This is a genomic window from Streptomyces sp. Pv4-95, assembly GCF_045782725.1.
Classification (GTDB): domain Bacteria; phylum Actinomycetota; class Actinomycetes; order Streptomycetales; family Streptomycetaceae; genus Streptomyces.
In genome coordinates this window covers 1,942,059-1,963,474 of sequence record NZ_CP127172.1, presented here as the reverse complement: position 1 = coordinate 1,963,474, position 21,416 = coordinate 1,942,059, and the positions used below count along the sequence as shown (strand labels likewise).

General features: G+C 72.0%; 18 protein-coding genes. 9 read left to right on the top strand and 9 right to left on the bottom strand.

The features are described from left to right. Positions 1-148: 148 nt before the first annotated feature. Positions 149-667, bottom strand: a complete 519-nt coding sequence (locus QOM21_RS08830; protein ID WP_407549199.1) for an RICIN domain-containing protein — start codon at positions 665-667, stop codon at positions 149-151. Between the two features lie 426 nt (positions 668-1,093). Then, positions 1,094-2,311, bottom strand: coding sequence for a PucR family transcriptional regulator (locus QOM21_RS08825; RefSeq protein WP_407549198.1), 1,218 nt, complete (start codon positions 2,309-2,311; stop codon positions 1,094-1,096). 188 nt (positions 2,312-2,499) lie between these two features. Between QOM21_RS08825 and lysA the strand changes: the two genes are divergently transcribed. From lysA to QOM21_RS08795, 6 genes are all read left to right on the top strand, one after another. After that, positions 2,500-3,816 (top strand): diaminopimelate decarboxylase, encoded by a 1,317-nt coding sequence (lysA, locus tag QOM21_RS08820; RefSeq protein WP_407549197.1) that lies wholly within the window; start codon positions 2,500-2,502, stop codon positions 3,814-3,816. 42 nt (positions 3,817-3,858) lie between these two features. Next, on the top strand, positions 3,859-5,418 hold the full coding sequence (locus tag QOM21_RS08815; protein WP_407549196.1) for an APC family permease: 1,560 nt from the start codon (positions 3,859-3,861) through the stop codon (positions 5,416-5,418). Positions 5,419-5,622: 204 nt separating this feature from the next. Next, a complete protein-coding gene (locus QOM21_RS08810) occupies positions 5,623-6,174 on the top strand; it encodes a hypothetical protein (protein ID WP_407549195.1) in 552 nt (183 codons plus the stop codon). A 38-nt stretch (positions 6,175-6,212) separates the two neighbouring features. Further along, positions 6,213-6,626, top strand: coding sequence for a cupredoxin domain-containing protein (locus QOM21_RS08805; protein WP_407549194.1), 414 nt, complete (start codon positions 6,213-6,215; stop codon positions 6,624-6,626). A gap of 27 nt (positions 6,627-6,653) precedes the next feature. Then, positions 6,654-7,109, top strand: a complete 456-nt coding sequence (locus QOM21_RS08800) for a hypothetical protein (RefSeq protein WP_407549193.1) — start codon at positions 6,654-6,656, stop codon at positions 7,107-7,109. Positions 7,110-7,331: 222 nt separating this feature from the next. Beyond that, complete coding sequence (locus QOM21_RS08795; protein ID WP_407549192.1) at positions 7,332-7,820, top strand: lamin tail domain-containing protein; 489 nt, start codon at positions 7,332-7,334, stop codon at positions 7,818-7,820. Positions 7,821-8,075: 255 nt separating this feature from the next. Here QOM21_RS08795 and QOM21_RS08790 read toward each other — a convergent pair whose 3' ends face one another. After that, on the bottom strand, positions 8,076-8,279 hold the full coding sequence (locus tag QOM21_RS08790; RefSeq protein ID WP_407549191.1) for a cold-shock protein: 204 nt from the start codon (positions 8,277-8,279) through the stop codon (positions 8,076-8,078). A gap of 670 nt (positions 8,280-8,949) precedes the next feature. Between QOM21_RS08790 and QOM21_RS08785 the strand changes: the two genes are divergently transcribed. Further along, positions 8,950-9,153: a cold-shock protein gene (locus QOM21_RS08785; protein ID WP_393893624.1), complete on the top strand. Its 204-nt coding sequence runs from the start codon at positions 8,950-8,952 to the stop codon at positions 9,151-9,153. A 119-nt stretch (positions 9,154-9,272) separates the two neighbouring features. Here QOM21_RS08785 and QOM21_RS08780 read toward each other — a convergent pair whose 3' ends face one another. Both QOM21_RS08780 and QOM21_RS08775 read right to left on the bottom strand, forming a co-directional pair. Then, positions 9,273-10,319: an Ig-like domain-containing protein gene (locus QOM21_RS08780; protein WP_407549190.1), complete on the bottom strand. Its 1,047-nt coding sequence runs from the start codon at positions 10,317-10,319 to the stop codon at positions 9,273-9,275. 604 nt (positions 10,320-10,923) lie between these two features. Next, positions 10,924-11,850: a DUF6777 domain-containing protein gene (locus tag QOM21_RS08775; protein ID WP_407549189.1), complete on the bottom strand. Its 927-nt coding sequence runs from the start codon at positions 11,848-11,850 to the stop codon at positions 10,924-10,926. A gap of 524 nt (positions 11,851-12,374) precedes the next feature. Here QOM21_RS08775 and QOM21_RS08770 point away from each other — a divergent pair. Next, entirely contained in the window at positions 12,375-13,715 is a 1,341-nt protein-coding gene (locus QOM21_RS08770) for a streptophobe family protein (RefSeq protein ID WP_407549188.1), read from the top strand. Here QOM21_RS08770 and QOM21_RS08765 read toward each other — a convergent pair. The 3 genes from QOM21_RS08765 to QOM21_RS08755 all read right to left on the bottom strand — a co-directional run bounded on the left by QOM21_RS08765 (position 13,675) and on the right by QOM21_RS08755 (position 18,251). Further along, complete coding sequence (locus QOM21_RS08765; protein ID WP_407549187.1) at positions 13,675-14,760, bottom strand: serine/threonine-protein kinase; 1,086 nt, start codon at positions 14,758-14,760, stop codon at positions 13,675-13,677. The genes QOM21_RS08770 and QOM21_RS08765 overlap by 41 nt on opposite strands. Next, the gene (locus QOM21_RS08760; RefSeq protein WP_407549186.1) at positions 14,757-15,788 is read right to left on the bottom strand and encodes a hypothetical protein; all 1,032 of its coding nucleotides are present in this window, start codon (positions 15,786-15,788) and stop codon (positions 14,757-14,759) included. Before QOM21_RS08760 ends, QOM21_RS08765 begins: the two co-directional genes overlap by 4 nt. 117 nt (positions 15,789-15,905) lie before the next feature. Beyond that, positions 15,906-18,251 (bottom strand): FHA domain-containing protein, encoded by a 2,346-nt coding sequence (locus QOM21_RS08755; protein ID WP_407549185.1) that lies wholly within the window; start codon positions 18,249-18,251, stop codon positions 15,906-15,908. A gap of 507 nt (positions 18,252-18,758) precedes the next feature. Here QOM21_RS08755 and QOM21_RS08750 point away from each other — a divergent pair. Beyond that, entirely contained in the window at positions 18,759-20,201 is a 1,443-nt protein-coding gene (locus tag QOM21_RS08750; protein WP_407549184.1) for a nucleobase:cation symporter-2 family protein, read from the top strand. Positions 20,202-20,287: 86 nt separating this feature from the next. Here QOM21_RS08750 and QOM21_RS08745 read toward each other — a convergent pair whose 3' ends face one another. Next, positions 20,288-21,010 (bottom strand): transcriptional regulator, encoded by a 723-nt coding sequence (locus QOM21_RS08745; protein WP_407549183.1) that lies wholly within the window; start codon positions 21,008-21,010, stop codon positions 20,288-20,290. Positions 21,011-21,416: the final 406 nt, after the last annotated feature.

Here is a 21,416-nt window from a genome sequence, read left to right as displayed (position 1 = left end):
TTGAGATGTCGAGCCGTTCGTCCGGCCAGGAACGGGGTGCCCGCCGATCTCGCGGGCACCCCGTTCCGCGGCGTGGCCGAATGGGCTGACCGGCCCGGGGTGCGTGGCGTCCGGGCCGGGTGGGGGCGCGATGGTTCCGGACGGGCGATCAGACCGCGGTGACGGACCACCAGTTCTTCGCCACGTCGCTGTCCGGTTCGAGGACCACGACCTCGTTGAGCACGTTGCCGTAGTACGGCGTCATGACCTGCCGCGAGGAGAGCGACGTGATCTTGTACTGGTTGTCGTACGGCCGCTGCTCGATCAGCCACTGGAACTCGTAGCTGATGTTGCACGCGCCCTGGGTCACATACGTCTTGCCCGCGTACGGGCCGCCCGGCTTGAGGCACTTACCGGTCTTGGTGTTGCGGATGAGGTAGGAGCCGCCGACGTTCTCGAACCGCCACTGGTCGCCGCCGAGGGTGGCGGCGGGGTTCCAGGCGTACATGTAGATGCCGTCGGCCGAGCTGTTGCCGTATCCCTGGGGGAGCAGGCTGCCGCCGGTGGCGTTGTTGAGGATGCGGTAGGCAGGGTATTCGGCCGCGCTCGCCGAGCCGGCGGTGAACCCGCCGAGCAGGGCGGCCAGCAGGCCGAGGACCGGAACCAGCCGACTGAGGACGCGTTGCATGAAAGACCTCTCCTGAGCTCTCGTGCCGTCTCGCGTTGCTGCGTACGCATGCGCCGGAACCGCGGCACGCGCATCTCACCAACGGCATGCGCACGCTCACTTACCGTAGCCAAGGGGTGGCGGCCCGCCTGTCGTGCATCTGACCTTTCATACGATCAGGTGTCTTGTGATGGTTAAACGAGGAGAGCGGCCGGGGCGGGCGCACAACGGCGTGACGGCAGAGGGGAGGGGGCTCAACTTCGGTCCGGTGAGCACCGGTTGAACCGTGGCTCTACCCCCGAGGGGCCGAAAGATGCCGCCGCGTCGGCCCGTGGGTGGCCGGTGGCCGGGGGAGGGGGCGGGTGATCGCGCCGCACGCCCCCGGGAGGCGACGTCCCAGGGCGCGGCGCCTACCGCGAGGCCGGCGACGGTTCCGGCCGCGGCGCCCTACTCCTGCTCCGCCAGGCGCAGTTGCAGCCAGCACGAGAGCCGGACGTCCGGGTCGTCGAGATCGAGGCCGAACAGCTCGCGGGCGCGGCGCAGCCGGTACTTGAGGGTGTTGGGGTGGACCGTCAGCCGCTGGGCGGCCTCCCCGACGTTGCCCACCGCGTCCAGCCAGGCGACGACCGAGGCTGCGTAATCCGTGTGGCGGCCGCGGTCATGGGCGCGCATCGCCTCGATGCCGGGATGGCGCAGCCGCGGCCGTCGGGCCAGCTCGTCGGCGCAGTGGAGCAGCAGGACGCGGGCGTGCACATCGGTGAGCGCCGCGACGACCGGGGCGTCCGGGGACGCGGTGGTCACGCGCAGGATGTCGGCCAACTCGGCTCGCAGCACGGGCAGTTCCGCCGGATCGTCGGCGGGCCGGCTGACGGCGGCGCGCAGCGGAGTCTCCAGGGTGCGGCTCAGGGCGGCGACGGCCTGTTCGCCGAGCCGGCGGGCCTCGGCGGCGCCGGCCTGCGGGAGCAGTACATGGACGGTGCGGCCGGTGGTGGCCACGGCCGCCTCGTGGTGGACGGCGGCCCAGTGCCGGGCGGCCGCGGCCGCGAGCCTGACCACCGCGGGCCCCGTCCGGTCCACGCCGTACGCCGCGGGCGCGAAGCCGAGGAGCGTCATCCGCGACCGCTCCGCGAGGCCCAGCTGGAAACGGATCTCCTGCGGCGTGCCCTCGCCGCGCAGCGCCGCGCGCAGAGCGTCCTCCCGTGCGCGCAGGTCCAGTTCCGCCGAGCTGCGCCGTCGCAGCATGTGCAGTGCCGCGAGCCGCGCGGCATCCAGGAGCGCGCGGTCACCCGAGGCGTCGAGCGGGCCCTCTCCCTCGATCGCCCAGATGGTGCCCAGCGGCAGATCGCCCGCCCGGACGGCCGCGGCCACGCGCGGCAGCTCGTCGGGGGAGAGGACCGGCAGCCGCACCACTCCGGGGGCGCCGAGCACCTCGCGGTACTGCCGTTGCTGCTCGGGCTCGTCGGGGACGCGCCGCTCCAGGATGCCGCGCCGGCGCAGCTCGTCGATCCGCTGGCCCGGTATCGAGGAATACGCCAGGACCCGGTGGTCGAGGTCCTCGATCGCGACGGAGCCCCCGATGACCGCGGCGACGGCGTTGGCCAGCGCGAACAGTTCCTCGCTCGTGCCGCCGAGGTCCGGCTGGTTTGGCGGATCCGTCATTTCCATGGCCGGACCCTAGGCGATCGCGACAACGACGGCGAGAGGCGGGGCCTCCAGCATGGTCCCGAACGCCTCCAGGGGCGGCCCGGCCCCGCACCGGCCGCCTTCAGAGGCGCACGCCCCGCGCAGCCGCATGCCTCCGGAGCGATGCGCTGCCGGCCGCACGCAACCCACCCGTACCAAGGAGATCGCCCATGGCCCCCCGCACCACCACGGCCCCCGTCCGGCCCTCGGCCGATGCGCTGCTCGGGCTGTTCCCGCCCGGCACCACCGCCCCCGACGGGACACTCCGCATCGGCGGCTGTTCGGTGACGGAGCTGGCCGAGCGCCACGGCACTCCCGCGCTCCTGATCGACGAGTCGGCGCTGCGGGCCCGCGCCCGCCGCTATGCCGACGGGCTGGCCGCCCGCCGCCCCGACGCGAAGGTCAGCTTCGCCTCCAAGGCGTTCCCCTGCACCGCCGTCTACCGCCTGCTGGCCGAGGAAGGGCTCGGCGTCGACGTCGCGAGCGGCGGTGAGCTGGCCCTCGCCCTGGCCGGCGGCACCGACCCGGCCCAGCTGATCGTGCACGGCAACGCCAAGACCGATGCCTACCTCCGGGCGGCCGTCGAAGCGGGCGCCGGGCTCGTCGTCATCGACAACTTCGACGACATCGACCGCCTGGAACGCATCCTGGCCGGCACACCCGGGCGCGAGCAGGCCGTCCTCGTCCGGGTCACCCCCGACGTACGGCCGGACACCCATGAGGCGATATCCACCGGCCAGCGCGGCGCGAAGTTCGGCATGCTGCCGCCCGAGGCACGTGCCGCCATCGACCGGCTGCGCGGCAGCGACCGGCTGCGCCTGGACGGCCTGCATGTGCACATCGGCTCGCAGATCCTCGACACCGAGCCGTTCGTCCGGGCGGTGGCTGCCGTCGCGGAACTCGGCGAATTCGACGTGTACGACCTCGGCGGCGGGCTCGGCGCCCGCTACACCTACGCCGATCACCCGCCGAGCGTCGAGGACTACCTGGACGCGCTGACCTCCGCGGCCGACGGCGTGCTGCCCGCCGGCGCGCGGGTGATCATCGAGCCCGGCCGGTCCCTGGTCGCGGAGGCCGGCGTCTCGCTCTACCGCGTCGTGACGGTCAAGCGCGCCGACGGCGAGACCTTCGTCGCGGTGGACGGCGGAATGGGCGACAACCTCGAAGTCTCGCTGTACGGGCAGCGGTTCGAGGCCGCCGTCGCCACCCGCGTCGGCGGCGGCAGCGAACCGCAGGGCCGCGAACTGTGCCGGCTCGTGGGACGGCACTGCGAATCCGGCGATGTGCTCAGCGCCGGGGTCTTCCTGGACGACCCGCGGCCGGGCGATCTCATCGCGGTCCCGGCCACCGGCGCCTACACCTACTCCCTCGCCAACAACTACAACGCCGCCCGCCGCCCGCCCGTCGTCTTCTGCCGCGACGGCCGCTCCCGCCCCGTCGTCCGCCGGGAGACCTACGCCGATCTGATGCGCCGCGACCTGCCCTGACGGCACCCGCTCCCGCCCGCCCGCTCCCGGAACGAGACTGCCTTGCGACCCGAAACAGGCACCACGCCCGGCGCGCCCCGCCCGGCCGCCGCCGCCCCCGGCACCCCGCCCACGGCGCTTCCGCTGCACCGTCAACTCCTGCGCCGCAAACCGGTGGCGGCGTTCCTCGCGGACGCCGCGGCGCCTGCTGAGGGCGGGGGACTGCGCCGCACCGTGGGCACCTTCCAGCTCACCATGATCGGCATCGGCGCGACCATCGGCACCGGCATCTTCTTCGCCCTGGACGCGGCCGTCCCCGAGGCCGGCCCCGCCGTCACCGTCTCCTTCGTCATCGCCGCCGTCGCGGCGGCGCTCACCGCCCTGTGCTACGCCGAACTCGCCTCCGCGGTACCGGTCTCCGGATCCGCGTACTCCTACGCCTACGCGACACTCGGCGAGTTCGCGGCCTGTGCGGTCGGCTGGTGCCTGCTGCTGGAGTACGCGGTCTCCGGCGCCGCCATCGCGGTCAGCTGGGGCCAGTACCTCAACGACCTGACCCGGCGCCTCTTCGGCGTCCAGATGCCCGAAGCCCTGTCCGCGCCGCCCGGAGCCGGCGGATACCTCAATGTGCCGGGCGCCGTACTGGTCCTTCTGTGCGGGCTGCTGCTGGTGCGCGGCGCCAAGGAATCGGCGCTGGTCAACACCGTGATGGTGCTGCTCAAGCTGGCCGTGCTCGCGATCTTCGTCACGCTGGGCCTGACCGGCTTCGACAGCGCCCACCTCCACCCCTTCGCGCCGATGGGCATGGCCGGCATCGGCGCGGCCGCCTCCACGGTCTTCTTCTCCTTCATCGGACTCGACGCCGTCTCCACCGCGGGCGAGGAGGTGCGCGACCCCCGCCGTACGCTGCCGCGCGCCATCATCCTGGCGCTGCTCGTGGTCACCACGGTCTACGTCCTGGTGGCCCTGGTGGGAGTCGGGGCACAGCCGTGGACCGCGTTCGCGGGCCAGGAGGCCGGTCTGTCGGCGATCCTCGCGCGGGTCACCGGGGCGGGCTGGCCGGGAGCGCTGCTCTCGGCGGGCGCGGTGCTCTCCATCGTCAGCGTCACCCTGGTGGTGCTCTACGGCCAGACCCGCATCCTGTTCTCGATGAGCCGCGACGGCATGCTGCCGGCCGTCTTCCACCGCGTGGACCGCCGGACCGGTACACCGGTGGCGGGCACCCTCATCGTCAGCGGATTCGTGGCGCTGACGGCCGCGGTGTTCCCGCTGGACGTCCTGGCGGACCTGACCAGCCTGGGCACCCTGCTCGCCTTCACCGTCGTGTCGGTGGGCGTGATCGTGCTGCGCCGCACCGCGCCGGACCTCGACCGGGGCTTCCGCGTCCCCGGATACCCCGTGGTGCCGGCGCTGTCCGTGGCGTTCTGCGGCTATCTGCTGTACGGGCTGCCGCCGGCCACCTACCTGCTGTTCGCCGGCTGGCTCACCGCGGCCCTGGCCGTGTACCTCCTCTACGGCCGGCGCCACTCGCGGCTCCGGCTGCACCCGTCCGCGCCGGCCGGCGATCCCGCGGCGCCCGGCGGGCCCGGTGCCCGAGGCGGCAGGGAGGAGCGACGCCCCTGAGCCGACCGGGCGCGAACCACCGGGCCGGTACCTCGACCCCGGCCCCGGCCCCGACCCCGGCCCCGATCATGGTCCGGGTACGCCGAACGCCGCCGCCCGGATGGCCGGGCCGCCGCGGCCGGGGTCCACTGTGGTGGGCGGCCCGTCACGGAACGGCCGCGGCGTGTACCGCAGCAGTGGCGGTCGAAGTGGAGGAGACGCTTGATGACGAACAGCGCCAGGGCGGCCGCCGCCGCGGCCACCGTCGCCGTGCTCGCCGCCGTTGTCGGCGGATGCTCGGACAACGGCGACGGATCCTCCACGTCCAAGTCCCCGACCCCCACCGCGAGCGCGAGCCAGGGCGGCTCACCCTCCGCGGACGCGGGGACGGTGAACTCCCGGTCCGGGAAGCTCGGGCAGATCCTCGTCGACGGCCAGGGCCGCACCCTCTACCTCTTCGAGGCCGACACCTCCGACAAGTCCACCTGCTCCGGCGGGTGCGCCAAGGCATGGCCGCCGGCGACCACCACCGGCACACCGAAGGGCGGCGGCGGGGTGAAGAGCGACCTGCTGGGCACCACCACCCGGGACGACGGCAGCAAGCAGGTCACGTACAACGGCCACCCCCTGTACTCCTTCGAGGGCGACCAGGAGCCCGGCGACACCAACGGGCAGGGGCTCGACCAGTTCGGCGCCAAGTGGTTCGTCCTCGACGAGGCCGGCAACAAGGTCGAGAAGCCGGCGGAGGACAGCAGCAGCGGCGGTGGCGGTTACTGACCGCCTCGCGGGGATCCCTCACGCACATCGGAGACACCATGACCCTCCTGCGCCGCCGACCACGCCGCTCCTCCGGGGGCCGCACCGCACTGGCAGCCTCGTTCCTGTGCCTGGCCGCCCTCACCGCCTGCTCCGACGGGGACGGCGGCTCGTCCGGTGACGCCACGCCCTCCGCCTCCCCCTCCTCCCCGGCGGTCGGCGGGACGCGGATCACCATCAAGGACTTCACCTTCGGACCGGCGGACCTGACCGTACGGCCCGGCGCGAAGGTCACCGTCGTCAACGAGGACTCCACGGCCCACACCGTGACGGCCACCGGCGCCAAGCCCTTCGACACCGGCACCATCGGGCCGGGCCGCACCGCCACCTTCACCGCACCCTCGAAGACCGGCGGCTACCCCTACTTCTGCACCATCCACCCGTCCATGAAGGGCTCGCTCACCGTCCGCTGACGCGCTCCCGCGAGGCTTGGAGAAGCCGTGGCACAAGACCTCTCCGCACCGCAGCCGGCTCCCCGGCGGGCGCTGCGCGTGCTGCGGGGCGCCGCGCGGCTGCTCGCCGCGGCCGGCCTCGCCGTGGACGCGTACGTCCATGCCCACCTGGCGGGCAGCTACGACGCCATCACGGAAAGCATCAGCCAGGGCACCCTGTTCCGGATCGAGGCGGGGCTCGCCTCGCTCGCGGCCCTGCTCGTGCTGATCTGGCGGCGGCCCGCTCCCGACTTCTTCGCCTGGCTCGTCGCGGCGGGCGGGCTCGCGCTGCTGCTGGTCTACCGCTACGTCGACGTCGGCACACTGGGCCCGGTGCCGAACATGTACGAGCCGCTGTGGACCGCGGACAAGAGACTCAGCGCCATCGCTCAGGCCGTCGCCGTTCTCGCCACGGTCTTCCTGCTGTCCAGCCGCCCCCGTACGCCGGGCAGACGCCGCAGGTGAGAGGGAAACGCAGATCGGTGTATCCGCCGTCGCGCGAGGGTCGCTGCGCGCTGGGGAGTGCACGCCGGAGACCAATCGGATGCGTAAATGTCCATGTTTGGTAACACACAAGCTGATTCATCATGAAGCCGACCGGCCGGGCGTCACAGTGTGGATGCCCGGCGAGGTGCTGGGCACTGGGCACCACCGGCCTCCTTCGGGGGGCTGTATGCAGGAGGTTTCATGTTCCGCTCCGCATCCCGCGTCATCGCCGCCGTTCTCGGCTCGACGGCTCTGGCGGCCGCCGCCGTACTTCCCGCCGCGGCCGCCGGCCACCCGCACGACCCGCGCCCGCAGCGCTCCTCCGTCGTGCTGGGCGCCATCCAGTACGACAGCCCCGGGCGTGACGACGGCTCCCGCCGCAGCCTCAACGCGGAGTGGGTGACGGTCCGTAACACCGGCCGGCACGCCGTGAACCTCCGGGGCTGGACGCTCTCGGAAGGCCGCCACCAGGTCTACCGCTTCGGCCACCTGGTGCTCCGGGGGCACCAGTCGGTACGGGTGCACACCGGGCACGGCCGTGACACCCACCGGGACGTCTTCCAGGACCGCCGCACGTACGTGTGGGACAACCGCTCCGACACCGCGGTGCTGCGCAACGACCACCGCCGCGTCGTGGACACCGAGAGCTGGGGCCGCCACCACGGTGGCGGGCACGGTCACGGCCACTGATCGATGAAGGGCGTCAACTGACCCCCGCGGCCCCCGAAGCCTGACTTCGGGGGCCGCTTCACGTCCGGGATCGCGCTGTGGATCGCCGCGAAGTCGTAGGCGTGGCCGCCCTCGTCGCCAACCGGGGCAGCGCACGAACTCGCCGAAGCCTTGCAGGCGTTCGGCCGCCACCTGACAGGTTCCGCCGGCATGCTGCTCTTCGGCGCATGTCGTCCGTGCCGTGGTCATGCGGGCATTGTCGTGCGGGCGTTGGCGTCAGGCGGGGTGGATGTTCTGCGCGTAGGGGCCCTTGGGGCTCTGTGCGAGGTCGAAGTCCACCTGCTGCCCCGCCTGGAGCACGACGAGATCGTCGGCCGCGATGTGCGAGTAGTGGGCGAACACCTCCGCGCCGCCCGGCGCTTCCTCGATGAAGCCGAAGCCCTTCGCCGCGCTGAACCACTTCACGATGCCGGTAGCCATTTGCTTTTCTCCTCTTGGGTAGTCGCAGAGGCCCACGCTCGTGAGCCCCGCGTCGCCGCGATGATCGCCTCGCCCGGAGAAACACCGAAGAAATAAAAAAAGCGCGCCCACCGACTTCGAATTGGCCGGGGTGCCGGCAATCGATCGTTCGGAGATAACGGCAGCGCGGCACGACACTAGCACGGCGCAAGCGGACGGGCACGGGACGATTTCGGGCCGGCGGCCGTCGTATAAACCCTCGGTGTACACCGGGTTGTTTCCTGCTCCGGCGGGCGGAACTTTTCGTGCTCACGCTGTGTGAGCGGACCGGTCGAAGTTCGACGGGGCTGGTGCCGGCGCCACGGGGAGCCCTCCGGCGCCCCCGTCCGGCGCTCTCCGCAGGGCGCCGGCGTCGAATATCTAGGGCCGCCAGTGCAGAAATAACGGGCGTCGCGGTAGCGATTATCGGGCCACGAAAACGCACAAAAGCATTGCTGTACAGGGTCCATCGGGCCGTGCTAGTGTCGTTCTCAGTTGCAGTTGTGGTTCCCAAGGACTTCAAGCGCCTTCGCCGGCGGATACGGCGGGAGCGCTTTTGTATTATCCGGTGTATTTCCGGACGGGGTAATCATCGCGGCGACGCGAGGCGTGCACAGTGTGCGCCTCGGGCATTGCCCCGAAGGAGAAAAACATGGCTACTGGCACCGTGAAGTGGTTCAACGCGGAAAAGGGCTTCGGCTTCATCGAGCAGGACGGCGGCGGCGCTGACGTCTTCGCCCACTACTCGAACATCCAGGCTCAGGGCTTCCGTGAGCTGCTGGAGGGCCAGAAGGTCTCGTTCGACGTGACCCAGGGCCAGAAGGGCCCGCAGGCGGAGAACATCGTTCCCGCCTGACGCTGACGCGTACAGCCCAAGGGGCCCGCACCATTTGGTGCGGGCCCCTTGCGCTGTCCTGCTGCGGTGACGGCGGCCGCTCCGGCACCGGCGAGGGGCCGAAGCGGGGCCGCCGCCCGTTACTTCAGCGCGCTGCGCTGCTGCCACTGCGGCCAGGTCTCCTGCCAGACCTCCAGGCCGTTGCCCACATCGGTCTTCGTGGTGCTGCTGGTGCCCTTGACCTCGACGGTGGAGCCGACCGGCAGGAAGTCGTAGACCCGCTTGGCGTCCGCGGTGGTCATGCCGAAGCAACCGTGGCTGTTGTTGACCACACCAAGGGACTTGTTCCAGGGGGCGGAGTGCAGGAAGGTCCCCGAAGCGGTCAGGTGCGTGACCCACTTCGAGTCCAGCATCCACTCGTCGCCGTGGCCGATGGTGGAGGAGTCCATCGTCTCGGCCGCGTTCTTGCTGCGGACGGTGTGCACGCCGCCGCGGGTCGGGTCCTGCGGCGATCCGGCGGAGCCCCTGATGGTGCCCACGGCCTTGCCGTCCTCGTACATGGTCAGGGTGTGTGACGGCACATCGATGACGGCCCGGTGGTCGGAGCCGACGGTGAAGGAGAAGTCGTAGTCCCGGGCGAACCAGCCGCCGGACCCGGAGTCGATGCCCGCCAGGGCGCCCTTGACGGAGACCTTCGTGCCGGCCGGCCAGTGCTCCTTGGGGCGCCAGTCGATCCGGTCCTTGCCCGAGTAGTCCTTCACCCAGCCCCAGGCGCCCTCGACGTGCGGCCGGCTGGTGACCTTCAACGCCTTCTCGATCTCGGCACGCCGGTCCTCGGCTATCGGATGGTCGAAGAGGATCGAGACGGGCATCCCGGTGCCCACGGTCTGCCCGCCGGACGGGGAGTTGGTGAGCTTGTTGACCTTCTCGGCCTGCTCGGTGGTGAACGACGAGGTGGCGGCGGACTTCTTGCCGTCCGTCGACTCCGCCTCGGTCCGGACGGTGTACGCGGTCTGCGGCCTGACCTTGCGGTCCGATGTCCACGACGTGCCGTCGCCGGCCAGCCGGCCGCCGATCTCGGCGCCCTTGTCGTCCTTGACCTTGACCGAGGTCAGCTGTCCGCCCTTGGCGCGCACCGCTATCCGGGAGCCGAGCGCGGCAGCCTTGCTGCCCGCCGCGGGGGTCACGGTCACCTTCGTGTCGGACCCGCCTGCCTTCGCCGAGTCGGCTCCGGCCCCGCATGCGGTCATCAGCGTGGCCGCCGCTATCAGGGCAGGTATCAACCGGGCAGGGTGGCGGCGGAGTGAGGCATGCACGAGGAGTCCCTCCAGAGCAGACAAGCGGCAGCGGCGGGGCGCGGCCCCGGCGGCAGTACCGCCGGGGCGCCCTTGCACCCACCGCATAGCCAGAGGGCTTGTCCGCTGAAGAGGTTGTCCGTCGCGCCCGTTATTTGCGACACGGTTTGTTCACGGCACGGCGAGGGGAGCGCCGGCGACGGTGAGCGGGGCGCGAGAGCGGCCGCGCGTGCGCGCGGGGGAGGGGTGCGGGAGGGGCCCGGAGGGCACGACGGCATGACGGTGTGGCGCGACGGCGCGGTGATCGGGGAGTGGTGGCGGGCGCCCGGTTGTGACCGGACGGCGGGTGCCCAGGGCTGCGGTCCTGGGCACGTGCCAACGTCTGCGTCAACGTCTGTGTCAACGTCTGCGCCCCTCGTCCGTCAGGGCGTGACGGAGGAGGGGCGCTTAGAACTCACGCGTCAGACCCCGCGGGCCGGACGGGCCGTCCTAGGACTCACCACCGGGGGGGGGGGGCCGAGCCTTGGGATGCGGAGCCGGGGGCCTCGCTCGGCGGGGCCGGGGAGTCCGGGCCGGGTGTGCCGCTGTCCGGTGGCGCGTACGAGGTGCCGGGCACCGAGGGCGGTGAAGCGGGCGTCGAGCCGGACGGTCCGGAAGGGGGCTGCGAGGTGGGTGTCGGCGACGACGGCGAGGCGGAGGGCGGCTGCGTCGGCGGTGTTATCGGGACGTCCGAGCCTCCGGTGTCGCCCTTCGGGCGCTGGAACCACTGCCCGGTGTCCGGGCCGACGAGGACGAAGGCGTTCACCTCCGTCGTGGCCTCCTGCACGACCACCACGTTCGAGGAGCGGTAGGCCGGCCAGGATGTGCCGGCGGTCTTCGGTGTTCCCTTGACGGCCACCGGCGGTGTGAGGGGGTTCCCGCAGGCGCAGCGGACCCGCGGCACCCCACGGGAGTCGACCATGACGGCCGTGCCGGTCTGCAGCACCGACTGGTAGGCGGTGGCCTTCCCGTCCTTGAAGCCGTGGTTGGTGACCCGGGTGTCCATACGGAGCTGTACGGGTGTCAGCGACCGCAGGTAGGAAGGGATCGAGCCGGTGTCGATGCCCTCGACGCCGGCGAACGCCGCGGCCTTCGTCCGGTCCTTCTGGAGGAAGGCGATCTGCTGGTCGACGTCGCAGCTCGCGGCATTGCGGCTGCCGCCGTACAGGCCCGGTGCCGAGCCGCGGACGCCGGTCGTGCCGTCGTCCCCGCCGGAGGGCGCCGAGGGCGTCGCCGTCGGGGAAGCCGGTGCGGAGGAGTCCTCCGCCGTCGACCCGGTGTAGGGGGCCGGGCCCTCCGCGGCGGCGGGCTGCAGGAACACCTCGCCCGAGCCCGAGGTGCCGTCCGGGCGGGTGAGCACCACGGTGAGGATCACGGCGGTCACCACGGCGGCCGAGAGGATGGCGACGCGCGGCGCCGACCGCCACCAGGGCCTGCCGCCGCCCTGTCCACCGGATGCGCCGCCCGCGCCCTCGGCGCCATCGCCCCCGGAGTCACCTCCGCCGCTGCCGCCGGGGCCACCCGGTGTGGTGGGAGGCCCTGGCGGCTCCGGCTGCTCGGGCTGTCCCTCCCGCGGGCCGGAGTCGATCTGGGTCGGCTCGGGCGACGGGCCGGCGGGCGAGCCCGAGGAGGGGCCGGACAGCGGCCCCGACGGCGGTCCGGTCGGGTGACTGTCAGGGCGACGGTGGCGTGGTCGCGGGCCCCTCTTCCGACGCGCGTGGGTCATCCGGCGATGCGTATTTTGCCCGTGTTTGCCTATTTAAGGGCCATTGTGTGCGCCGGTGCGGCGGTGTCCGCAAGCGGGGCGGCCCGCTCGTGCTTACGGTGGTTCAAGGCGTCCCCACGGCACGGCACATGCCGTTCGGGCGAGTTGTCCCCTCGGTCCCGCGCGCCCGGCAGGAGACTTGCGTGAGCCAGATGCGAGGCCCTTCGCCGGCCGGCCCCGACAAGCCGTCACGTCCCGTTGGCGCGCCGTCATGGGTGCGCGCCTGGGCCGAAGCGCTGGCGGCGGCCGCGGCGGGCATCGTCGCCATGTTCGTCGTCGCCGCGCTCGGCCTGTGGGCTGCCGGGGCGAACGACCTGCCCGGCGGGGCGTTTCCCCGGGTGGTCGCCGCCGTTGTCGTCATCGCGGCAGGCGGCTCGGTGGACCTGTGGGGCGACGCCGGCGTCATCGTGCAGGCCGACGCGGCCCTGGAGGTCGTGCCGCTGTCGGTGACACTGGCCGGCGTCCTGGCCACCGCCGCCGTCTTTCTGCTGCCGCTGCGTCACCGGGCGGTGGCCGGCATCGGAGAACTGCTCGGCCGGGTCGCCCGTACCGCCCTGTTCTGGCTGATCTTCCTGCTGTTCCTCGCCCTGGCCGCGCGCCACAGCTTCCGCATCTCGCTCGGTGACGAGACCGCCGACGACCTCGGCGCGGAATTCGGCGCGACCCCCACCGTCAGCTTCCGCGCCGATGTCCCCGCCACGCTCGGCCTGGGGCTGCTGTGGCTCGTCGCGGTGCTCGCGCTCACCTTCCTCATCTCGCGCCGGGCACCGCTCTCCTCCGGACTGCTGCACTTCCAGAACTCCGTGCGGCCGCCCGGGTTCGCGATGCTGCTGGTGCTGCTCGGCTATGTCGTGATCGGGCTGATCACCGGAGTGGTGGTGCTCCTCACCAAGGGCCATGAGGCGGAGACCTTCGCCGTCCTCTGCCTCGGACTGCCGAACCTGGCGTGGATGGCGCTGGGCGTCGGCATGGGCGGCGCCTGGAGCGGACACATCGACAAGGGCATCGGTCTGCCCATGCCGCACATCCTCGACCAGGCGCTGCGCAGCCGTGGCGGGGACCGCACTCTCGACGTGGGTTCGCTTGCCGCATACGACGGCCGCGCCTGGCTGTTGGTGGCCCTGGCGGCGGTGGTGCTGCTGGCCGCCGCGTTCGTCGCGGCGGTCCGTGGACCGGCCGGGGTACCTGCCTGGCGGCACGCGCTGGAGATGGCCGTCGCCCTGGCGCTCACCCTGCTCGTCGTCGGACTGCTCACCGAGGTCTTCGCCCACTACGGCCTCTCCCTGATGGGCATCGGGGATCTCGGCGGCGGCCTGGGCGGCGAGATCGTCCTGCAACCGGAACTTCTGCGGTTGGCCGGTCTCGGCGCGGCCTGGGGGCTGGTGACGGGCTGGCTCGGCAGCCTTCTGGCGCGCCGGGTCCGACACCGTGGTCAGGTGCCGTTCACCGAGGCGCGCCGCCCGGGGCCGCCTCCCGGGGCCTGACCCCAGGGCGGCCCGGGAACACCGGTGTCGCCCAGCGGGGTGGCGGAGGAGGCGCCGTGCTTCGGGGTCCGGTCCGCTCCGCGTCGACGTCCACCCTGGTCGGCGCATGCTCCTCGGGCCGGGCCGCCGTGGCCCGGCGCGGCGCGCTTCTGCCCGCCGTCCGCAGCGCGGTGACGAACCCGCGGCAGGTCTCGTAGCGGTCCTCCGGTGCTTTGGCCGGCGCCGCGTGCAGCACGGTGTCGACGGCGGGCGGGAGGTCGGGCCGCAGGGTCGTCAGGGCCGGGGGCGGATCGTACTGATGCGCCCAGAGGAGCGCCATGTCGTCGTCGCGGCGGAACGGCGGCGCCCCGGTCAGCATCTCGAACAGGACGCAGGCCAGGCTGTAGACGTCGCACCGGCCGTCCACCGGGCGTCCCGAGATCTGCTCCGGTGCCACATGGTCCAGCGTGCCCACGAACTGTCCGACGCTGGTGAAGCCGGTCAGCGACAGGGACTTCTTCGTCAGCCCGAAGTCGGTCAGGTAGACGTGCTCGGGGTGGTCGCTGTCGGTGCCCTCGGCGATCAGGATGTTGCCCGGCTTGACGTCCCGGTGCACGAGGTCGTGCGCATGGGCGGCGTCCAGCGCGGAGGCCACCTGGAGAGCGATCCGGCAGGCGGTCTCCAGGGGCAGCCGGCCGTCGCGGTCGAGCAGCGCACGCAGGTCCCGGCCCTCGACGTAGCGCATGGCGATGTAGAGGACGCCGTCGGCCTCCCCGGCCTCGAAGACCGGCACGATGTGCGGATGGTCGATGGCCGCGGCCACCCGGGACTCGTGGGCGAAGCGGCGGCGGAAGGTGTCGTTGCGGGCCAGTTCGGGGGCCGGCAGCTTCACCGCGACCGTGCGGCCGAGCCGCAGGTCCTCGGCCCGGTAGACGACGGCCATGCCGCCCCGGCCGGTCTCGTCCTCCAGCAGATAGGCGGCGATCCGACGCCCGCGCAGCCCTGAGGCGTCGGCGGCGGCAGGCCGTTCCACCGGCCGGTCGGGCGGAATCCCCTCGCCGCTCACCCGAAGTCACCATGCCGGGTGGGCGGATGGCCGGGTGGCGGCGGGTGAGGTGTGCCGGGGCGGTCGGCGGCGGGCCGGATCGCCCGGGTCCCGTCGGGGTCCGGGTCCTCCGGCCGGCGGTCCCGGGCAGGGTCGCCCTCCGTCTCCTCTTGCGGCGCACCGGGCGAGGCGCCGGGCGAAAGGTCCTCCGGGCGCACGGCCCGTGGGGCGTCGGGGAGGAACTCATCGGGGCGTACGGCGCGGGTGGGTTCCGGTGCTGGGCCGTCGGGGCGCAGGGCGGGAGAGGCTTCCGGGGGGAGGCCGTCCGGCCGGGCGACGCGGGTCGCTTCGGAGGCGGCTCCGGCCGGTCGCGGCGCGCTGCGGCCGCCGGCCTCGCCCGACGGCAGGACCGTGGTCTCCTGCGCCTCCGGGCCGGAGGACGGCCCGGAGGACGGGCCGGAAGACGGCCCCGCCGTCGACGCCCCGGCCCCCGACGCCCCGGCCCCCGACGCCCCGGCCCCCGACGCCCCATAGGGTCCCGCGCCACCGCCGGACCGCGACGCCACGTACGCCCCCGAGCCGCCGTACGCCCCCGAGCCGCCGTACGCCCCCGGTCCGCCGTACGGCCCCGGCGCGCCGCCCGTATCGTCCGGCGCCGGTGACGTCGAGGGCCGCGCGTCCACCGCGTACGTCTCCAGCGACGACCCGTCGCAGTAGCACCACCGCTCGTGCCGCCCGTCGTACAGCCAGAGCGCTTCGCCGTCCACGACGACCCCCACCCGCATGCCCCGGGTGCGCTGTCCGAATGACTCGCCGTCCAGCCGCCCCGCGGCCAGCTCCTCGATCAGCCGCCGGTACCGGCTCAGTTCGCCCTCGACCGCGCCCAGCAGCGGCCGGGGATCCGCGGTCCTTGCGGCGGGCTGACCCGCGGCCGGCGGGCCGTGCGGTACGGACAGCAGCAATCGCCCGTCGACCCACGCCGACCAGCCGTTGGAGCACAGCGCGAGCGCCCAGTCGCCCCGGCGCTCGACGACCTGGACCGGCAGCAACGGTCGAGCGGCACCAGCGGCCGGGCGGCGTCGGGCGCCGACCAGGTGGCCATGCCGTCCGGCGGGACGACATGGCTGGGGAGGAAGGCGGGCGCGGTCACAGGCGGCTCCTCGGCGCTACTTGCGCATGACCTCGGGCTCGCGCCGCCGCAGCAGCTTGGTGACCAGGAACCCGAGCACGAGGCAGAGCACGACCAGCATGACCGTGTTGAGCAGCCAGATCCCTGCCGCATGCTGGAACAACGGGTCCGAGGTGATGTCCGTCGGCACGGTCCGATGCAGGTCGACGGTGCCCGCCATGGCCCCCAGCGCCCACCTGGAGGGCACCAGCCACGCCAGCTGCTCCAGCCCCGGGACGCCCTGGAGCCTGAGCAGCGCGCCGCAGAAGACGACCTGCACGATCGCGAGGAGGACCAGCAGCGGCATGGTGACCTCCTCCTTCCGCACCAGGGCGGACACGAACAGGCCGAGCATCATGGCGGTGAAGGCCAACAGCGCCACGGCGAGGGTGATTTCCATCAACGGTGGCAGCAACACCCCTTTGCCCTCAGGCGTGTTGAGCTTCACCCCGAACAGCGCCACCATCGTCAGGACGACGGCCTGGACGATCGTGATCACTCCCAGCACCAGCACCTTGGACATCAGATACGCCGAGCGGGACAGGCCGACGGCTCTCTCCCGCTGGTAGATCACCCGCTCCTTGACCAGCTCGCGCACCGCGTTGGCGGCGCCCGTCAGCACCGCGCCGACGCAGAGGATCAGCAGGACGTTCAGTGCCGAATCCTTGGTGAGCCCGCTGCCGGCCAGGGCGTGCGCCATCGCCCCCATCACGAACGGCAGCGCCACCATGATGATCAGGAACGTCCGGTCGGCGGTCAGCGCCGCGGCGTACCGGCGGACCAGGGTGCGCAGCTGCGCGCCCCAGCTCTGCGCCTTGGGCGCGGCGACCGGGCCGCGCGGGGACTGGGGGGCATGCCGCGGCTGCCGGGAGTCGGCGGCGATGTAGTGCCGGTGCAGATGTGACTCCCGGAACTGCCCCGCCCAGTCCCGGTCCCGGTCGTTCTCGAACGCCTCGAACGCCTCCGGCCACTGCTCGAAGCCGAAGAAGGGCAGGGCGTCCTCCGGCGGGCCGTAGAAGGCGATCCTGCCGCCCGGTGCGAGGACCAGCAGCCGGTCGCAGACGTCCAGGCTCAGCACGCTGTGGGTGACGACGATGACCGTCCGGCCGTCGTCGGCCAGGCCGCGCAGCATATGCATGACGGACCGGTCCATGCCGGGGTCGAGACCGGATGTCGGCTCGTCGAGGAAGAGCAGCGACGGCTTCGTCAGCAGTTCGAGCGCCACGCTCACGCGTTTGCGCTGGCCGCCGGAGAGGCTGTGGATCGGCTGCTTGACGCGCTGGTCGAGGCCCAGCTCATGGATCACCTCGTCGACCCGCGCCTGCCGTTCCGCCTTCGCGGTGTCCTCGGGGAAGCGGAGCTGCGCGGCGTAGCCGAGGGCCCGGCGCACGGTCAGCTGGGAGTGCAGGATGTCGTCCTGCGGGACGAGCCCGATGCGCTGGCGCAGCTCGGCGTAGTCGCGGTAGAGGTCGCGGCCGTCGTAGAGCACGGTGCCGCCGTCCGCGGGGCGCAGCCCGGTCAGCGCGTTGAGCAGGGTCGACTTCCCGGCGCCGCTCGGTCCGACGACCGCGAGCAGCGACTTCTCGCCGACCGGGAAGGAGACCGTGTCGAGCAGCGTCCTGCGGCCCTTGTCCACCCGTACGGCGAGGTCCTGGACGTCCAGCGACACCTCGCCGGTGTCGATGAATTCCTGGAGTTCATCGCCGACGAGGGCGAAGGCGGAGTGGCCGATGCCGACGATGTCGCCGGGGATGACGGCGGCGCCGGTCACCGGCTGGCCGTTGAGATAGGTGCCGTTGTGGCTGCCGAGGTCGACGATCTCGTAGCCCCCGGGGCCGGCCCGCAGTTCCGCGTGCCGGCGCGAGACCACGAGGTCGTCGATGACCAGGTCGTTGTCCGGGGCGCGGCCGATCCGGGTGGTCCGGGCGGCGGGCAGCGGCCGTACCGAACTCGGCTGCCGGAAGGTGTGGGTGCCGGCCGGGTGCGAGACGGCGGACGGCCGCCGCGCGGACCTCGCGGGCCGGGGCACGCCCGTGAGCACCGCGCACGGGCCGTCGGCGGGGCTGCCGAACCGGATCACGCTCCCGGCGCCGACGTCGGACCGCTCCACCCGCCGCCCGTCGGCGTACGTCCCGTTGGTGCTGCCCTCGTCCTCCACCAGCCAGTGTCCGGACGCGGCCCGCAGCACGGCGTGATGCCAGGAGACGCGGGCATCCCTCAGCACGACATCGCTCGTCGGGTCCCGCCCCACGTGGTAGATGCGGTGCGGATCGATCACCTGCGAGTCGCCGTTGGACTCCACGACGAGCTCAGGTGCGGGAGGGGATCCCGGCCGCTCTGCCATAACAGGAATTTTACGGCGGGGCGCCGGGCCGCGCCTGTTTGCCCGGGGCTGTCGCGGCCCGCACGAGCCGCCGTCGCCGGGGTATGCGGCGCATCGGGCGGCGACGTCGAACGGTGGTACCGGACAGGCCACTTAAGAGGGCATGCGGAGGGCGAATCCGTGTGATGGCCCGGAAAGCGAAGGGTGTCCTTTTCCCTGCCGTGTGCCGCTCTCTTCCGGCTGTGTACGGGTGTGGCGGCCGGTTACTCGCGGGAAAGTGCGGAGGTCAACTATGGTGAGCGCTTCGATTAACCCCACCTGTAAATTCCATGGAAATGCCGGAATTTGCCGCGTTGATCGAAGGATGTCCTGCCGAACCAGGACGCACATGTGCAGCGCAGGGCTACGTGGTGTCGGCAACACCGCCGAGCGTCGGCTTTGTATGACCCAGCCGGCCCGTCCTGTCATCCGGGACACGACGGCGCCGGGTTCCCTCTTATTCACCTACCTCGTGAAGGCAAGGCAGAGATGGCACGAGTCTCCCGACAATCCTCCCAGCAGTTCCCCCGGCAGAGGGCGCACCCCGTCGACGAGGTACTCCCCGTCGGCAAGCTCGCCCTCTACGGGTTCCAGCACGTCCTTGCCTTCTACGCGGCAGCGGTCATCGTCCCGATCCTCCTGGGCAACTCCCTGGGGCTCTCCCACGACGAGCTCGTCTACCTGATCAACGCCGACCTGCTGACCTGCGGTGTCGCCTCGATCATCCAGGCACTCGGCGTCTGGAAGATCGGCGCCAAGCTGCCCCTGGTCCAGGGCGTCACCTTCACCGCCGTCTCACCGATGATCGCCATCGGCCTGGGCGCGGGCGGCGGCACCGCCGGCCTGCTCGTGGTCTACGGCGCGGTCATCACGGCGGGTATCGCGACGTTCCTCTTCGCGCCCTTCTTCAGCAAGCTGGTGAAGTACTTCCCGCCGCTCGTCATCGGCACCATCCTCACCATCATCGGGCTCACGCTGATACCCCAGGGCCTGCAGGACGCGGCCGGCGGTGCGCAGTTGATCGGGAAGCCCGAATACGGCGACCCCAAGAACCTCCTCTACGCCCTCGGCACCCTGCTCTTCATCCTCCTCATGGTGCGGGTGGGCAAGCCGTATCTGAGCAGCCTGGCCGTCCTGCTGGGCCTGGTCGCCGGTACGGCGGTCGCCTGGCTCCTGGGCGATGTGCAGTTCGGCGCGGTCGGCGAGGCCGACTGGTTCGGCGTCAGCACCCCGTTCCACTACGGCCTGCCGAAGTTCGAGCTCTTCCCCATCGTCGCCATGGTGGTGGTCATGCTGATCACGATGGTGGAGACGACCGGCGACGTGTACGCCATCGGCGAGATCACCGACAAGAAGGTCGACAACGACACCGTCGCCCGGGCGCTGCGCGCCGACGGTGCCGCCACCGTACTCGGCGGAGTGTTCAACTCCTTCCCGTACGTGGCTTTCGCCGAGAACATCGGTCTGGTGCGGATGTCCAAGGTGATGAGCCGGTTCGTGGTGGTCGGAGCCGGTGTCTTCATGATCATCCTGGGCCTGCTGCCGAAGGCGGGCAGCCTGGTCGCCGTGATCCCGCACCCGGTGCTCGGCGGTGCGGCCATCTCGATGTTCGGCATGGTCGCCGCGGTCGGCATCCAGATCCTGGGCAAGGTGGACCTGCGCGAGGAGCGCAACGCCCTGATCCTGGCGGTCAGCCTGGCCGCTTCGATGCTGCCGACGGTCGTCGGGCCGTTCTTCGACCGGATGCCGGACGATGTCCGCGCCGTCCTGGACAGCGGCATCACGCTGGGCGGCCTCACCGCCATCGTGCTCAATCTCTTCTTCAACGTCTTCACGCGCCGCAAGTCGATGGAGATCGACTGGGACGACATCGAGGACGACGAGTCGGCAGAGCCGGCCGACCCGTACTTCGGCGGCGCGGCCACCCGCTGAGCCGCGGCTCCGGGCGGGGAGGGCACGACGGTCCGCCGGCGTGTCCCCCGCCCGCGGGGCGCCGCGGGCTCGGTGGGCCGTTGCGGTCAGTGGCCCACCGTGTTGAACGGCGGCGCCTCGCCCGCCTCGCCGATCAGCTCCCAGAACCGGTCCACCAGGCGGCGCAGATACGCCGAGCGCTCGGCCGCGACCTCCTTGAGGCGGGAGTCGTCGTTCCGGGCCACCACATGTCCCATGTAGCGCTCGGAGAACTCCTGGAACTCCGCGTTCATGGTGCGTAGCGCGTCACCGACCCTGGTCTTGTTCAGGGTGGTGATCTCCGTGACCGGCCCGACGTGTGCCTTCCAGCGCCCGTCGATGGCCGTCCGCAGGTGCCGGCCCAGGTCCTCGACCTGGCCCATGACGTCGATCAGCTTGCGCAGCGACAGGCCCAGCGCCTCCACCAGGGCCTTGGTCTGCCGGTAGTCGCCGGTCCACTGCTGGGCCGCCTCCGCGGCCCGGTAGATGTCCGGGTCCATGCCGATCATCTGCGCCAGCCGGTCCGTGCTCAGCTGCCGGGCCAGCCGGTGCTCGGCCAGGGTGCGCGGCTCGACGCCCATCAAGACGGTCGGCGGGCACCACAGGACGTCTGCCAGCACGAAGAGCTGGTGCTCGGTGGGCAGCTGGGAGCCGTACTCCCAGGCCTCGACCATTTCCGGGCGGACCGGGGCGCCGCACGCCGTCATGGTCTGGGCGACCTGAGCCGTGGTCAGGCCCACCCGGGCGCGCGCGGATCTGGACTCTGCGGGGGAAAACGGAGTGCTGTACACGTGCGGGACACCTCGCTGCACCCAGGTGGCGGGGGGTGCTTGGGGGAGGGGGGACATGGAGGAACATCCAGGAGCGGGCAGATTAACAGATGGTCGAGAGGTACGAACCGACAGTTCCCCTTCGACTCGAAGGCGGCAGCGCCCACGCGCGATCACGGGGGACGAGATGTGCCTTTTCTGCCGATACACCTCATCAACTCGCTTACCGGGTATAGCAGATCGACCGGTGCGTACCGGTCGGTAAGGGTGCGGGAAGCCATCTCGACGGGGTGACGTGATCAGAGCGTTACGCAGGCGAAGGGGCGGCGTCACGGTGATCGCGGAGGCTGACGTTGCCGACGGGCGCCGCGTGCGGGTCCGATTGGTGACACCACACCAGAATCCGGTCCTCCCCCCACAATCCGAC

Excerpts from the sequence above, each read along its gene's own strand:
- QOM21_RS08805 (WP_407549194.1), top strand. The coding sequence starts at position 6,213 with ATGACCCTCCTGCGCCGCCGACCACGCCGCTCCTCCGGGGGCCGCACC.
- QOM21_RS08790 (WP_407549191.1), bottom strand. The coding sequence starts at position 8,279 with ATGGCTACCGGCATCGTGAAGTGGTTCAGCGCGGCGAAGGGCTTCGGC.
- QOM21_RS08810 (WP_407549195.1), top strand. The coding sequence starts at position 5,623 with ATGACGAACAGCGCCAGGGCGGCCGCCGCCGCGGCCACCGTCGCCGTG.
- lysA (WP_407549197.1), top strand. The coding sequence starts at position 2,500 with ATGGCCCCCCGCACCACCACGGCCCCCGTCCGGCCCTCGGCCGATGCG.
- QOM21_RS08750 (WP_407549184.1), top strand. The coding sequence starts at position 18,759 with ATGGCACGAGTCTCCCGACAATCCTCCCAGCAGTTCCCCCGGCAGAGG.
- QOM21_RS08785 (WP_393893624.1), top strand. The coding sequence starts at position 8,950 with ATGGCTACTGGCACCGTGAAGTGGTTCAACGCGGAAAAGGGCTTCGGC.
- QOM21_RS08755 (WP_407549185.1), bottom strand. The coding sequence starts at position 18,251 with ATGGCAGAGCGGCCGGGATCCCCTCCCGCACCTGAGCTCGTCGTGGAG.
- QOM21_RS08830 (WP_407549199.1), bottom strand. The coding sequence starts at position 667 with ATGCAACGCGTCCTCAGTCGGCTGGTTCCGGTCCTCGGCCTGCTGGCC.
- QOM21_RS08795 (WP_407549192.1), top strand. The coding sequence starts at position 7,332 with ATGTTCCGCTCCGCATCCCGCGTCATCGCCGCCGTTCTCGGCTCGACG.
- QOM21_RS08825 (WP_407549198.1), bottom strand. The coding sequence starts at position 2,311 with ATGGAAATGACGGATCCGCCAAACCAGCCGGACCTCGGCGGCACGAGC.